Below are 15,184 nucleotides of genomic sequence, written 5' to 3' on the forward strand. Positions count from 1 at the left end.
ATAGAAATGGAAGAAATAAATGCAAGCAATGGTGTCAGAATAAATACAGGCAGAGAGATTGTGAAAACTTTGCTAAAAGTGCGATCTGATATTAAGGATGCCAATAACCCTTTGTACAGAGAGCCTTTAGATGTGAATGGCACCTACAAGGTTATCAGGATTACCGCAGGCCTCTAAATTAAATACATCGGCAGAGCCTGAATTTATTGCTCCGTTTCAAAACTTAGATAAGTGCCCTATAAATCCGGCTTATAAATACGAGAAGACGGCAGGTTTTGTGAAAAATGATTGTTTGTCAGGACAAGGAAGTTCTGTGGTGTTTAGTAAGAGTTATTTTTCCAATGTAAGTGATACAGATGCCAAATTAAAGGGCGATCAGGACCAGGTGAATTTTGATGCTTTGGGTCAATTAAATGCAAATGAAAATGGTGTATGTGATACGCAAACTTTATTGAAGGCATCCCTGAAAATTATTAATACTATAGATGAAACGAATACAACACTGAGCAAATCCATTTCGATTAACAATGTAGATAAATCTGAACCAATATTATTTGGTGAAGAAAATAATGAGATCATATTTAAAATGAACAAAGATGATGTTAATGTTAAACTTTATCTTAAAAAACCATTAAGTTTCCATTTTGGAGGATGGCTAGGGTTATTAGTTATCTGAATAATAAAAAAGATTCGCAAAACTTTTTTGCTACCCTTGAATCAACAGTAATTAACAAGGCGTTTAGCAAAAATATTAGGCCAAACGATATTGCTAAAATAGAAATAAATGAAACAGCTGGTTGTGGCCTAAGTTGTGTAATTACGGCTAAGTCGCCTTATCAAGGAGGAATTTCAATTAGTATTCGTAGTATAAATGGAGCTAAACCTGATAGAAATGCAGGTGTGTCAACAGTTGAGGGATCCTCTAGTTATGGTGGTGGTATTGGTTTTATACTTCCTGATACGGAAGATTTTATATATCCATATACTTTTAATATGATGGTAAACTACCAGATTACAGGTTCCAACTATTATGGTAAACAAAGGAGAATACAACTTTTTGTGAGAAAGGATTATAATAAACCCTCTGATCTGGAAAATATTTTTGATCAGATATACCCTGCTGTGACGCAAAATGAGACCAGAGACAGACATTCCGATTTCAGTGCTAATACCAGTCGGTTATAATTTTCCTGAGATTATAGCCTGGATAACTATTGTTGACTGACAGAAAAGAAGAAATAACAGGTATTAAAATCGTATTAATTACACAAGCGCAATCAAATTATCATGCCCATTTTAGGAACTAAAAAATTTTGGCTGCCTGCAGCAGGAATGTCTACAACACAAAAAGAAAATCAGGTTTTAAAAAATGCTGGCTACATTAACCTGCAGTTATACACAGTTAACTATATGAGCAAGGGTAATTTTTGGCAAGATACTTTTGGTGGAAAGGATAGAATTGCCGTAGCGACTAGTATAAAGTACCAAAAAAGAGATGAGCTGATTGAATCAGCAGCTGTGCAAGATATGCGGGTTATAAAAGTAAACCAGAATTATAATTTAGGAATACAACGCAACCTGGCTGTTAAAATACCTGCAAATGCCGATTCTATTGCTTTAGAGGTTAAAATAACCGCCGTAAAAGATGATCAGCTGCAAGCCAAATTTGATATGCTTAATCAGGCAGAATACCAATCAGCTTTGCAGTTAGCACCAGGTATTGTCGGTCAGGTATTCACGGTAACCTCACTGGTTAAAAAGTTATTTGCCGATGCACAGCCCGAAGCCCAGTTGGAGGCAAGTTATGCTGGTATTATTAGTCTGCAGGCAGAGGAAAACCCTGTAAGTGCCGGAAAATTAACCAAAGGTATGCTTGTAATGATTTCGACAAATGACGGGGATGATTTTAGTAATGCAGACCCAAATGATTTAAAGCTTGAAGGTGACACCTTGTTATACAAGAATAAGGAGGTAGAAAATACTTATATCATCTTTAATGTCTCTTTTGAACCTTTAAAAGGTGATGACGAGGAGGCAAATTGGTTTAAGAAATATGTGGAATCACTTAATATCCTGGATAAAATTCAGCTAACAGAAGATAAACAGGAGATTGTAAAAATATATGCGGATTCGAAAGCCCTGTGGATTGAAGGAAATACCTTAATTGATGCCGACCGGACTTACATTAATAAGGAAAAATTGCAGATAAAAAATGCTGCTATAGTGGCTATACAGGAAAAGTATAAAGCACTGTTGCCAGAGACTGAGTTAAATCTCATGGTAAATACATCCGGTGTTTTAAAAAGTTTAGCAGGAATAAGTTCTTTTAATACAATTACTCAGGCTTTGCCGGCAACAGGTGAATTTTTGAAACATACGTTTACAATCAACCCTAGTCAACCGCTTCAAAATGATGTGTTTAATGAAGTTGAAAATACTGTAAAACTTAATAACTTAATGAACCAGGATAAAAGCAGCTACATGCAGAGCCTTGGAGAAAATGATCTGAGTTTTAACATTTTTAGTCGAACAAACACAAGAATATCAGGGTAAAAGAACCGATAAATAAAATACAAACATAGAGCAAGTATGATCTCATTCACTCCAGATTCGCATTTTTTTACTGCTACTAATGGCTTAAGTCAATCTGCAGAACAAGCATTTGGCCCCATATCTGAAAACGATTTTAATATCACTGCCAAGTTTAGCAGTACCGGGGCTAAAGCTTTCGCTATTTGCAAGGGCGTAATTCTGGTGCAACCTCAAACTGAAAATAGTGATGTCGTTAACTTAATCTTGCGCCCTTATTCACAGCCTATTACTGGTTTTAATATTCGGTACTTTATTTACCGGGGACTTAAAAAGAGTGATTTCTTTTCGGGCGATAACGTATTACCGGCTTCTACAGGAACATCCGATTTTATCAATAAAGTTAACAAAAGCTTTAGTGCTTATTATGACAATGGCAATGTGCCTCCTTTTTTGGCCAGATACATGGGCTTCGATCCGGCAAATCAGCCTGTAAATTTATCTCTGGATCAGTTCTTTTTTAAAGATTCTGAATATGTAGACAGCAGCGGCCAGTTTGTAGAGAAAACTGAGATTGCTTTTGAGCTGCCTATGATTCAAAAAGGTGCATGGTTAGGTAATTTTAATTTTATTAATGGAGAATGCGGGATTGATGTAGTATTAAATTATGGTGATTATAAATTGCCTTTGCCCAACAATGAGTTCCTATTTGATTTAACCTATGCAAGAGCCAAAAGTGCATCAATTAACCTTGCTTCGGTAACAGACTCATTCCAGAAAAAACTAAAGAAAGAACAGATTTTTCAGTTCTTAGATGTGGCTGCCTATTATGGCTTTCATGCAGGCAAGGGTACGATACAGCTAGAGGGCAAAAAATATAAAGACCAGGAAATTTATGACCAATTGGTCTCGAAGTTTTATAGTAAGAACAGACTTTACCTGTACATTCAAAGCGACCGAGGGCGATCATATAATTTTTATGGCAATTATTTAGTAAGTAGTACGGACACTAAAAATTTAAAGACAGGTACTTCAGGAGATGCCTTGACTGATGCAACTTACCAAACCAGAGGCTGGCCACTACTGATTGATGAGAGTACACAAAGCAAGGGCAACACTAAGAATAAAATAAACTTTATTTGCAATTGCTTACTGATGGTACTGCAAATACTATGTTATATGGTCAGGCGGCTGAGATAGAAGGAGCTAAGAACAATTTTATAGCGGCAAGCCAACTTAACCCTGACCAGATGACCGGCAATAGTGGCCTTGGTTATACCCAGTCTGTTGTTTTATTAAATACAGCTGTTACAGCAGGGAATACCAGCTTAAATATGGCGAGTTTTAACGTTTTGATATATCAAGGTAATGCCTATCAATATACATTGGAGCAGCAGGGGAGTGTTGGAGATCCGGAAATGTCACAAGCCATTTTTTTTTTGATGATGTGTTTGACTTGCTTAATGCCACTCCATTATTAAAAGCAACTGAGAACAGTGACTACTCTATCCTGTCTTCACAAAAGCTGAAACTTATTAATCACTCTTTTAACCGTACTGCGATAGGTATTTCAGCAGTGCAAACTTTAAATGTAACTGATGTAATTGATACCGGGGTGGATGCAGCATCAGGCTTAAAACGTGTAACCTATCTAAGCGAAACGGTAGATTTATTAAACTATGTTACTGCTATAACCGGAAGTGTTACGGCTGATACCAGATCGTATCCTTCGGTATCTGGTGCGGTGTCGAGTACTAAAACCTACCAGTTGCCTGATGCTTATTACTATAGCTTGCAGTTATTTAGAGATGATACCCAAAGTATTAACGGTCTACTGTTAAAGGCAAAGGATGGCAGTACACCAAATAAAATTATTCTTGGCCTTACCCAAACCGAAAATGACTTATTAAAAGCTTTGGTTGACACCAATAGTTTAATTAATGCGAGGCTTTTTCTAGTTGATCTTTTCGGGGATGACAACGAGCTCATCTCGCCCGAAAAAATCACCTACCAGAAATATAAATTGGGTTTAGTAGCGGAAAATGGGACAGGCGAACTAAAATTATATATACCGGCTACCGATGTGATAGTGTATTCTTTAGATAGGAAATGTCATTTTACAAGTGGGTATAGCAGTAGGTATGTGAAAGAGGAAATAGAAGGATTAAGTGCTGATGCTGACAACGAAATAATACATTAAGATTATGAGTGATTACGCTGTAGTTTTTCAAAAAAACAATTTAGTATACAAAGCATCAAACTTTGGAGGTGTTGACAATATTTTTTTCACTAAAGATGGAAAAGTAGCCGAGTTTATCTATGCCGGAAGAACCTATTATGCTATTTATCAATACAATTCGACTGTATTCTTAGACTACGTAGACAAAGAAAAGTTTGAAATATTGATGGTTAATGAAAAGAAGAGGGAAAAGGATAAATACCATGGTGTAGATATGAGCGTCTGGAAGAATATCGTGTTCATCATTAAAGACCATCCAGAATTAACAGAAGCGGTGATAAATGATGATATATATGGTGTTTTAAGAGATGAGACAGGGCTATGTTTTTATTTTTATACCTGGAAATATACCAGTGACTATAAGGGACCCAATAATCCCAAAAATGCATATGATGATCAACCACGTAAAGTGCCATATTATGTATGCGAAGACTTTACGGACAATCCGACCGCAAAAACATTTTATGATATTTTAAAGGACAAAGAATTTTATGATTTAGAAACTAAAACATCAAAGTCTGATGCCAGATTGGTAGCAGAAGTTGCTTCTTTAATAAAAACAGTTAATTCTCAAATGCTTGAAGCATTTAATCAATTTACAACAATAGTCGGTACGCATGGAGAATTTAAAATCATTGATAATCCTACTAATACTTTTTATAAAGATAACCTGATAAGTTATAGAGATGGTCTGAAAAAATGGTTGCAAATTTATGCGAAGTACAAAAATGAGTTAAAAAACCTGAACGACTCAGCACAATTATATGTTATATGCGATATATTGTATCGATACAATATGCTTGGTACATTATCGGTTGATCAAAAAATATCCATCTTAATAACTTTTTGTAAAATGCCTTTAATGGATTGGTATTTTTCTTTTACAAAAGAGCTTTCAACAGAGAGAGACTATAATTATTAGAGTAATAGAATCAGTTACGAATGATCAGGCGAAAGACTTTCTGGAAAAACTTATTAGCAATAAAATAGAATCGCTTAAACCTAACTATTACTTATTCCCTTTATTGCCCTCTGGATCTGGTATACTGAATAATAAGCAGGAATTTATTGAGACAAGCTTATATAGGGTTTTGTTTGATAAAATTGACGATTACTTTGGTGCTGACAATTTTACAACATTTATTAAGACTCTACAACGACTTGTACTGGCAAAGAATGGAATCGTATTACCGCCTGAGGTAAATAAGATAGACTATACTTTGCAAGAGCTAAAGAAAAAGACAGATACACTTTTTGTATGGGGCAACATAAGAAATGAAAATAAAGTAAAATACACTATTGAGAAAAAGGATAATGAAAACATATTTTTTGTAGAAAAGATATGTTCTAAAATTAATAAGGTTGAGGTTCAGAACACAAATAGTTTGGGAATTCCAACCAACCAATAGTAGCTATACGGTTGCAATTTGTGCAAGCTATGAAGAGACAAAGATAAAAGTGGGACATTTTGATTTAGTGGGTATATATTTTTATGATAATCCTTCTTTTATTGATTTAGGTGAAACAACCAGCTTTGTAGATAAGTCTTTTTTAACATTTGGTGGATTTGTGGATTATCTCTTACAAAAAGAGGAAACCAAACTTGTCGAAAAGATTATTGTTGCAGGTCTTACTGCATTATCTATGGCAGTTGGCCTGGGGGAGGTCGTTGCTTTTATACGTGGTGCTAGTTACCTCAGATTAATAGCCGGGATTGGTATGGTAGCTGGAGATACTAGTGCCTATTTGGCGCAGGATAGTGCGTTCCGAAACTATATTATACAAAGGTATCCTAAAGATCATGATACTATTTTAACATTAATGATGTATGGAGGTGCCGCTTTGAGTTTGGGTAGCTCTTCAGTTGTCGGATCGGGAATACTTAAAACATATTCGGCTAAAAAGATGCAGCAGAATTTATTGGTATTGGAAAGCAAGTGTTGGCAGATGCAGAAGCCTTATCAAAATTGACGATTAATGAAAGAAATATTCTTGAGAATGGAATAAAGATATTTGAAAATGGCCTATATAGAATTAGGTATGACACTGAAGTCGCTAAATTTTCGAATAGGACGAAGGCTGCGATTAAGTTTTATGATGGTGCAGCGCTAAGAACTGAAATTTTTGCGTTGGAGGAAGTTAATAAGTTAAATTTTTTGGACAGTTTTAGTTCTGTTCCTGGTGAATTTGCGTTGAATTTGAAAAGAAATTCTGATTTCGTAAGGTATTGGAATGAACTTTCGGATGTAGAGAAGGTTGCTTTTAATGTAAATAAACTTGATGGATTTAATAAATGGTATGCATCAAAAGTTGTTAGACTTGCTGAAACACTAAGAGCAGGTAACATATGGGTGGACATCAGAACTACCAGAAAATATGCACAACATGAGTTAGAAACACTTGTGTGGAGATGAATATTAAATATGAAGCGAATTTAAGACCGAATTTGATAAACGAGGCTGGTGATGCTATTGCAACAACAGGAACTGAAACAGGTAAAAGCTTTGATGTTATGGGTACTCCCCAAATAGCTTTTAAGAGTAATAGATGGATACATCAGTACGACGATTCTTGTGAACAATTAATTAATTCAATTGATGGGCATTTTTTAAAAATTGCCTCCCCAAAATCAGGATTACCAGCATTAGATAAACTAATACTGGATCTTAAAAACTATGATGAATTTAATCCTAAACTAAGAATCGATATATTAAACCACATTAACAATCCAAATTATGTATATAAAGATTTGGTGAATTCTATTCACTTTGAAATAATTAATTAAAAAATAAGTATGGCAAGAGAAGCATATATTAAATATGAAGGTAAAGGATTTTGGATTCCTGAAAGTTTTATTGAAGTCTTGAGTGACTTCATTTGTAATACCTACGAAAATTTGGGGCTTAATACATTTTCTCAAAGTCTTCAAAAGATCTATTATGAATGTTATTATAATAGAAATGGGGAAAATATTGGTGTCGTAAATATATTGTTGGATAATCACATTTCGAATCAAACTGATAAGAATAGTTTGATTAATATTTTTGAACAAACAAAAATTCTGATTCTATCAAAAGGAATTGAGCTTAGCATAGCAGATTTAAACGCATTTGAAAACCGAAAGGCAGATGACTATTTTAAATCTGAATGGCGTTATCCTATCAAAACACAAAGTTTAGTGAAGACTATAGATATTATGATCCAATTATTAAACGGTACATGGCAATCGTCTAATTATGGTGTTTACTTTGTTGGTTTCCCAAAACCAGATGGTATGGAAGAAATATAATAAGAGTTGATGTAGTACAAAGAAATTAAATATTTTGATGTGGAATTTAATCTTTTCTATTGCATGCATGTCGTGTGTGGAAAAAAGACGAGATGATAATAAGAAATGAGAATTTTTGTAATAGAAATAAAAAAAGGATAAACGGTCCATTAAAAAGCATAAATACAATAACATGCCAGCTACCAAACCTATAACAAAAAGATATTATCCGGCACTATCAGAAGTGATCACTACAGATGATTTGCCAGAGTTTTTGCATTTTGCCGAGGATGGATTAAACCTGTTACTGGATAAAATCCATTATAAGAATCTGCAATACTCTAAAAGTCAAAGAGGTGATTCAGCTTTTTATAGCCTGGATATTGTAACTGGCAACATTGGTTTAAATTTGCCTTTTGGATTGCGTTTGGTATTAAATCCTGACGTGGATGGCGATTCTACGATCTCTTCATTTCCGGTTTCACTGGAATACCAATGGGAGATGCTGGCTTTTTTACGTTCTTTTAAAATAGAAAACTTCGCTTACACGCCAGAGGCCTTTTACGACTTAGGTTTAAGAATCTTTAAAATAAATGAAGATGAGGTACTGGCTCATGTGCTTAATTATTTTATTGAAAGTGATGATGAGACACAAAGCAAATTTCAAATCTTAATAAACGATGTTAATGGCTTATATCCGAAAGCGAAATTGACACTCGCTCAAAATCAAGAGCCTACAGTAGATGCGGTAGTTGTTTTAATTAATAAGAATGTAAACATCCCTAAAAGCATTTCGGCCCTGCTGTTTTCACTTTATATATTTAATGACGATTTAAATATTGCCAAAACGCGCCTGCAAACTTTTTATAACCGCATTGTGCCTAATGGTATAGAGGATTACATCAGGCAATTGATTACGCCTAAAATTAAGGCCACTTTAAATTTATCTGCCGGTGTAGAGTTTCCAATAAATATATTGAAGCCTGTTAACGCAGACGGTACTCCAATTCCTGATCGTAAGACGTTGTTTAAATTTGTGGAGGCTACCTTTTTTGTCGATACAGAATCTGGTATTGGTACGGAGCTTGAGTTTGCCGGATCGCTCATACCAGAATATTCCGAAATAGGTAATACAGGTTTAATAATCGGGTTTACTAATGCAAAGCTCGATTTAAGTCGTCAGAAAAACATTCCTGAAGCTGATGCCGCAGGTTACGGCCCAGACTTTACAGGCTTATACGTACAAAAAGCAACTATAGGCTTTAATAAATTTGGCAAAGAGACTATAGGTAAAGCTAGCGCTGCACTTATAGGAGAAAGTCTGTTAATTGGTACTGGAGGAATATCAGGCAAAATAACTTTAGCGGCTAATGGGGTATTATATCGTGACTTTGGTAGTTTTGCTGCTGAGCTGAATGCTTTTTCGTTAACTTTTAGACATGGTTCCATTACAGAATCAGCTATTGCCGGTAAACTCAGAATAGGTAATTTTACCAGTGGAAATGGACCCGCATTTATTGACATTGCAGCACAGATTAAAGATAATGGTGATTTTTTAGTTACTGCAAAACCCGAGGCAGGTTTGTTCCCACTTACTTTGCCTAAAGTTTTCACCTTAAATGTAAGAGAATTTAGCCTTGCAAAAGAAGCTCGTGGTTTTTATATCCAGGTATCAGGAAAACTTGATTTTATAGCTGATATTCCTGGACTTGGCAAGGTATTGCCTACTAATATCGATATTGAAAGGTTGCGTATTTGGGATGATGGAGACATTGAGTTTGAAGGTGGCAGTTTTACCATTCCAAAAGCATTTAAACTAAAAGTTGGCCCGGTTAATCTGGAGGTTAGCCAAATCTCTTTTGGAGCCTACCATAAAAATTTAAATGGTGTAGAACGTAAATATCGTTTCTTTGGTTTTGATGGAATGATCAATACCGGAAGCGCAGGTGTAAATGCGACTGGTAATGGTATTAAATATTATTTTACTGTTGACAATAACGATAGTGATAAACCTTTCGATAGTTTTACCAGTATAGATGGAATTGGTATAGATTTAGTGATTCCTGGAAATGCGACGAAAGAAGAAGCTCTGTTTATATTAAACGGGTATTTAAGCATGAGTAATCCTGATCCTAAATTATTGGATCAAGTGCTGGTGTAGAATATACAGGTTCTGTATCGTTCTCTTTACCAAAGCTGAGATTAGCAGGGTCAGCAGCTATGAGGCTTCAGCCTAGTGTACCCTCATTTTTGGTTGATATAGGTATGGAATTACCAGGTCCGGTACCCTTGGGTGCAACCGGGCTGGGTATTTATGGTTTCAGAGGTCTAATAGGGCAACACTATATGGCCTCTAAATCGGCCGCTACCCCCCCATTATCTGAGGATGCCAGGTGGTGGGAATATTACAAAGCAAAGAGTAAAGTAACCGGCAGAGAAGGGATAGAGATTGATAAATTTGCAAATAAACCGGGCTATTCAGTTGGCGCGGGGGTTTCAATTGCGACTGCCTTTGATAAAGGAACAATATTTTCTACCAAACTATTTTTATACCTGGGTTTACCAGGAGTATTTTTACTGGAAGGACAAGCGGGCGTATTACGATCGAGAATTGGCCTGAATGAAAACGTTGATCCCATTTCCATTTAGCGCCTTTATTGCTATTAGTAACAGTTCTTTTGAAGCTGGTCTTGGTGTTAATTATCGCTTACCTGAAGGAGGTTCCTGGGATGGTTTTATTTTTAGCTTACAGGGTAAACTGGAATTAGCATTTTTCTTTAATAACGCTTCGGGCTGGTATCTCAATATAGGTAAAGATCAGCCCGAAAGTGAAAGAATCAGGGCGAGTATTTTAACGCTATTCAGGGGATATGCTTACCTGATGATTTCTACCCGCGGATTTAAAGCAGGGGCAGGAGCTAAATTTGATTTTAACAAACGCTTTGGACCCGTTTCTTTTGGTATAGGTGCGTTTCTTGATTTAGGAGGTTCGGTTAGCTTTAAACCAGTTCAGATTGGTGGATATATTCAATTTGGTGGATATGCGTATCTGAAAATTTTCTTTATACGAATGGGCTTATCGGTAACGGTAGCTTTAGGAGTAGAAGCACCACATCCATTTAACATCTATGGATCGTTAGAAATTGCTTTAAAACTTCCATGGCCAATTAAAAGAGTGCGCTTTAAATTGGAAGTCAGCTGGAGAATTAATGGCAATAATGAACCACTAAAAGAACAAATCCAGGTATTGCGTTTACCTGATCCTGCAACAGGATATATGCCAGCAGCGGCCACGAATATTTTATCAAACGAAAGTTTCCCTATCAATTATGTAAATTATGAAATTACGGGTGCTGGGGTAAGTATTCCTGCACCAGGAGATGGTGCATGGAAATATAATTTTGTGGATAAAACTGCCGTAATGCAGGTAACGATTCCAATGGATAGTTTTATTGATATTGATTTACTAAAGCCAGTTATTCCAGGTAAAACTCGTATTGGCGGAGCATCGGGCCAATTGCCAGGAGGTTATCTGGAGCTTTTGCCTCCGCAAAAGGGTATTAGTAATCAGGTCCGTCACCAATTTGAATTGGTTGGGTTAGAAATTTATGCGTGGCAGGAAAGCGGTCCGGGTACTGGCAGCTGGAAACCTTATAATGTGTATGAAGCTGTTACTGCTATTGTTGCAGAAAATACGGGTCCCGGAGCAATTGATCTGAGTACCATGAATAATGGCTACTGGCAGTTTAATGAGCCAGACAGATATAATAGAATTCGGTTACTTTCTCAAAATATGTTTAGCTGTAAAAATGAGCTGACTAGTACAGCTTCCGATCTGGATGCAAATAATTTTGGGCGAAAAGACCTGTTCTGCTACGAAAAAGTGTTGAAACACAACATCGTGAACTGGACATTAGAACCTTTGAATACAAAGTACAACAAGGGTGAAAGATTTTATATCAAAGAGGTTGCTTTTACATTTTTTGATAACAATGGAACCGTTAAAACCAATGTCGACTTTGGAAAGAATACGCTATATATAGAGAAAAATGGAGGGAGGCTGGATATTGTTTTGCCAGAACCCGTTACCTTTTTAAAGCTTGACTTTGGCTTGAACCAAAATGATATTCTTATAGAATATATCAAAAACACTTACAGACCGGGTTTTTTTGGAGGTAGAAGTAGATTGATACCAGTGTATATGAAATCAGTATTCTTATCTAAAACTGATCAGAATGCAAGTGCCACTTACGACGATCTGCAAAACCCTATTCACAGGGTTTCTATCAGTTTCAAAAATACAGACGCTTTAGATTTTAGTGCAGATTTATGGATTGGTGGTCACTTTTCACTACCAGCCGAGTACATCACGGCTTCACCTAAGCTTGATGCACAACATGAAGTTGAGGCGGATAAATCGCTGATGTTTGTGACTTTATTTAATAAGAGTTTTAATGAGCAGGAAGTGTTAAGCTTGCAATACAGAGACTCTTTGGGTACTGTAGCGAAATGGCCGCTGGATACCCGATTGGATTCAGCTGGCAACAATAATGCTTTGATTACTGGTGATCCCGATTTGATACCCGGATTTTATGAACAAACAAGCAGTAAAGAGTTACAACTCCATCAGGCTTATTCTTTTACGGCCAATGCTGATGCACTTTTTGTACCTTATTCCCCTGAGCTTAAAATAGAAAACGAAAGTTTTTCCTTTGAGGTTACGGCAATTTTCGATCCAGTCACATCTGGTATCAGTACACTTTTATCAAAGGTTGTAGAAGATCCTGTGAGTGGTCATAAAAAAGGTTTTGCCTTGCATTTGTACCAGGATCACACAGGTCTGGCCGGGCAAACTTATAGCAGTGCTGATAGTATTCCTTCTTTTGACATCTGGTTCACCTGCTATCAGGATGTCACCCATTCTGGGATTAAGGCATCAGAAAAATATAGTCTGGATTGTTTAACCGGCAAGCTGGAAGAAAAGCAGTATAAACACTTGTTGGTATCAGTGAATCGAAACACTGGCAAAGTGGAAATCTTTATTGATCGGGTGCTGAAAATTTCAACAGCTATTCCTCTTGAATTAAATCTGCCTGTCGTAGCCGGGGCAGTTACGAGTTTAAACCAGTTAACCTATATTTTAACCGAAGTTGTACAGCGCCGTCAACAGGATAACACAATTACCAAAGAGGGTTTTATTAACGAAGCTAAAATACTGAACAACAATCTGAATAAAGCGGTTCAACCTGTTTGGAGACCGAACACCATTTTTGCTGTTGTAGTTAAAACCAGGGATGTTGTCGATGGAAATGTCAATGCCTCCGTACAAAAAAATCATATCTATGGGTTTAAAACGGGTGGTCCTATCGGACATTTCCAAAACGAAAATGCTATATACAATGCACTAGCAGCTAAAGATAAAGCGAGCGAATTTAAACTGGCAAATCTTAAATATTATATTGACTATGAGCGATCTTTTCCAGATGCACAAAGCCGTTATGATTTAAGTAAACCGGTATTCTATCACGACCCAAAAGTATCCTTGCTTTTTAATAAACCCTATATAAATGCAATGTTTAACAATTGGGATGGTTATCTGGGACTTGGAGCGGTAAAAAGTGTATTGGAAATTCAGCTTTTAGATCCTTATGGTTCGGCAAGTAGTCCGCAATTGATCTGGGAACAGTTGCCGGACGAGGAGATCAATGCGAATAATTTTACTAAACTGCCTATCGATCAACAGATTTTATATTTGATGAACCGTGCAGCATTGGAAGACTCTTGTAACGAAAATCCGATCTCAATTAAAAAACGGAAAAAACAAGGTTCATTCCATTTTGCTGATCTTGAACCTAACCGATTATACACCGCTCTGTTCAATGCTGTTTACCAGCCAGCCGGTGAGCCTGAACGCCGAACAGAAGTTCATCGCTTTAATTTTAAAACGTCGCGTTTTGCTTCTTTCCAGCAGCAGGCGAAGAGCTTTATTTTAAATGAAACTGTTGGAGCAGAAAAATATGCTGTTTATCCGCTAAACCTAATCTTTACAACAACTCAGATAGATGGAGTTATCAAGAAACTTATTGACGATGATACTGAAAATGATGGTGACAGTGTTAGCCGTTATGCTCTTAAGTTTGATCGTTCGTTTGGTTTATGGAGGCTTAGCCATTAATAATTTGGAGCCAATAGAAAAGTCGGTTATACACTTGGTAATCAATACAGACCCGGCGGGACCTAAACGATTATTAGGCATATTAATCAGAAACCCTGAGCCTTTTAACAACCCTAAATTACCTGTCGAACTGTTATCGGATACGGTTGAGTTATCGTTGACTCTTCCTGATCAAAGCGTACAGCTGCCTCAAACATTTATATACATTCATTCGCGGGATACTTCTGCGGTGTTTATAACAAATACTGCTATGAATCTACCAGCAGGCGATATTAAATTGCATTTCAGGAATAAGATTTTTAATGGAAACGATTACCTGACCGAGCATACCGATTATACCAGTCCGGTCATTCCGATTAAGATATAGTCCATACCAAAATAACCAGAATTTCTAAGCGAGCGATGTTTAATAACTATAAAATATTTTCAAATGATATCAGGACCCATTTTTAATGCCTTCTCTTTGGATACAAGGATGTAGCACTTTGCTTATCTGCTATTCGCACTTCACAGGAAAAGGGGCTGTTTGACAATGATGCGGAGTTTTTAAGATTATTGCGTCTTTTTGAAAAGGATTTACTGAAAAAACTTTACTTCCGTACTGTTAAGGTATTGTTTGGGTTGAATAACGCTGGCAATAATCCAACTACTACCTATATAGGAGGTGATTTTAGTGAGAAAAATTTCTCAGAGAAAGATTTTCATGTTGGCTATCCGATAGTGCGTCCTCCTGTGCATGATGACTATTTTTTTGGTGATTTTGTTGGGGATGATTTTTTTGACAAAGACTTTTATCTGGGATATCTTGTTACCATTGGTAAAGATTACAGTGTTATTTTTCTAAGCATATTAAATATGTTTGATGAAATAAACACCCATAATCCGGATAAGATAAGTGATGAGGATAAACAGGCGTTAAATGAAGCTTTAGAAGCTGTTTTGGCTGCCTTTAGAGAACTGCAGGATTATTAAA

The 15,184-nt window shown here is 36.3% G+C and carries 18 protein-coding genes; all 18 read left to right on the forward strand.

Features of this window, described 5'->3' with window-relative positions; genetic code table 11:
- Window positions 1–6 precede the first annotated feature (6 nt).
- Window positions 7–177: a hypothetical protein gene (locus ACWYN3_RS37640; protein WP_456218758.1), complete on the forward strand. Its 171-nt coding sequence runs from the start codon at window positions 7–9 to the stop codon at window positions 175–177.
- Entirely contained in the window at window positions 137–676 is a 540-nt protein-coding gene (locus ACWYN3_RS37645; protein WP_456218759.1) for a DUF5977 domain-containing protein, read from the forward strand. Before ACWYN3_RS37640 ends, ACWYN3_RS37645 begins: the two co-directional genes overlap by 41 nt.
- A complete protein-coding gene (locus tag ACWYN3_RS37650; protein ID WP_456218760.1) occupies window positions 652–1,185 on the forward strand; it encodes a hypothetical protein in 534 nt (177 codons plus the stop codon). The genes ACWYN3_RS37645 and ACWYN3_RS37650 overlap by 25 nt, the downstream gene beginning before the upstream one ends.
- A 102-nt stretch (window positions 1,186–1,287) precedes the next feature.
- Window positions 1,288–2,553, forward strand: a complete 1,266-nt coding sequence (locus ACWYN3_RS37655; RefSeq protein ID WP_456218761.1) for a hypothetical protein — start codon at window positions 1,288–1,290, stop codon at window positions 2,551–2,553.
- Window positions 2,554–2,589: 36 nt separating this feature from the next.
- Window positions 2,590–3,729, forward strand: a complete 1,140-nt coding sequence (locus ACWYN3_RS37660; RefSeq protein WP_456218762.1) for a hypothetical protein — start codon at window positions 2,590–2,592, stop codon at window positions 3,727–3,729.
- Window positions 3,702–4,010, forward strand: a complete 309-nt coding sequence (locus ACWYN3_RS37665) for a hypothetical protein (RefSeq protein WP_456218763.1) — start codon at window positions 3,702–3,704, stop codon at window positions 4,008–4,010. The genes ACWYN3_RS37660 and ACWYN3_RS37665 overlap by 28 nt, the downstream gene beginning before the upstream one ends.
- Window positions 3,977–4,729, forward strand: coding sequence for a hypothetical protein (locus ACWYN3_RS37670; RefSeq protein WP_456218764.1), 753 nt, complete (start codon window positions 3,977–3,979; stop codon window positions 4,727–4,729). The genes ACWYN3_RS37665 and ACWYN3_RS37670 overlap by 34 nt, the downstream gene beginning before the upstream one ends.
- A 4-nt stretch (window positions 4,730–4,733) precedes the next feature.
- Window positions 4,734–5,690 carry a hypothetical protein gene (locus ACWYN3_RS37675; protein ID WP_456218765.1) on the forward strand — a complete coding sequence of 319 codons (957 nt, stop codon included), beginning with the start codon at window positions 4,734–4,736 and terminating at the stop codon, window positions 5,688–5,690.
- Between the two features lie 103 nt (window positions 5,691–5,793).
- The gene (locus ACWYN3_RS37680; RefSeq protein WP_456218766.1) at window positions 5,794–6,177 is read left to right on the forward strand and encodes a hypothetical protein; all 384 of its coding nucleotides are present in this window, start codon (window positions 5,794–5,796) and stop codon (window positions 6,175–6,177) included.
- A 49-nt stretch (window positions 6,178–6,226) separates the two neighbouring features.
- The gene (locus ACWYN3_RS37685) at window positions 6,227–6,739 is read left to right on the forward strand and encodes a hypothetical protein (RefSeq protein ID WP_456218767.1); all 513 of its coding nucleotides are present in this window, start codon (window positions 6,227–6,229) and stop codon (window positions 6,737–6,739) included.
- A complete protein-coding gene (locus ACWYN3_RS37690; RefSeq protein ID WP_456218768.1) occupies window positions 6,709–7,182 on the forward strand; it encodes a hypothetical protein in 474 nt (157 codons plus the stop codon). Before ACWYN3_RS37685 ends, ACWYN3_RS37690 begins: the two co-directional genes overlap by 31 nt.
- A complete protein-coding gene (locus tag ACWYN3_RS37695) occupies window positions 7,179–7,553 on the forward strand; it encodes a hypothetical protein (protein ID WP_456218769.1) in 375 nt (124 codons plus the stop codon). Before ACWYN3_RS37690 ends, ACWYN3_RS37695 begins: the two co-directional genes overlap by 4 nt.
- Window positions 7,554–7,562: 9 nt before the next feature.
- A complete protein-coding gene (locus tag ACWYN3_RS37700) occupies window positions 7,563–8,057 on the forward strand; it encodes a hypothetical protein (RefSeq protein WP_456218770.1) in 495 nt (164 codons plus the stop codon).
- A gap of 172 nt (window positions 8,058–8,229) precedes the next feature.
- Window positions 8,230–10,197 (forward strand): hypothetical protein, encoded by a 1,968-nt coding sequence (locus ACWYN3_RS37705; protein ID WP_456218771.1) that lies wholly within the window; start codon window positions 8,230–8,232, stop codon window positions 10,195–10,197.
- Between the two features lie 59 nt (window positions 10,198–10,256).
- Window positions 10,257–10,685, forward strand: coding sequence for a hypothetical protein (locus ACWYN3_RS37710; protein WP_456218772.1), 429 nt, complete (start codon window positions 10,257–10,259; stop codon window positions 10,683–10,685).
- Window positions 10,657–14,211 (forward strand): hypothetical protein, encoded by a 3,555-nt coding sequence (locus tag ACWYN3_RS37715; protein WP_456218773.1) that lies wholly within the window; start codon window positions 10,657–10,659, stop codon window positions 14,209–14,211. The genes ACWYN3_RS37710 and ACWYN3_RS37715 overlap by 29 nt, the downstream gene beginning before the upstream one ends.
- A gap of 34 nt (window positions 14,212–14,245) precedes the next feature.
- Window positions 14,246–14,578: a hypothetical protein gene (locus ACWYN3_RS37720; RefSeq protein ID WP_456218774.1), complete on the forward strand. Its 333-nt coding sequence runs from the start codon at window positions 14,246–14,248 to the stop codon at window positions 14,576–14,578.
- Window positions 14,579–14,766: 188 nt separating this feature from the next.
- Window positions 14,767–15,183 carry a hypothetical protein gene (locus tag ACWYN3_RS37725; protein ID WP_456218775.1) on the forward strand — a complete coding sequence of 139 codons (417 nt, stop codon included), beginning with the start codon at window positions 14,767–14,769 and terminating at the stop codon, window positions 15,181–15,183.
- Window position 15,184: the final 1 nt, after the last annotated feature.

The organism is Pedobacter sp. NJ-S-72 (assembly GCF_053890575.1).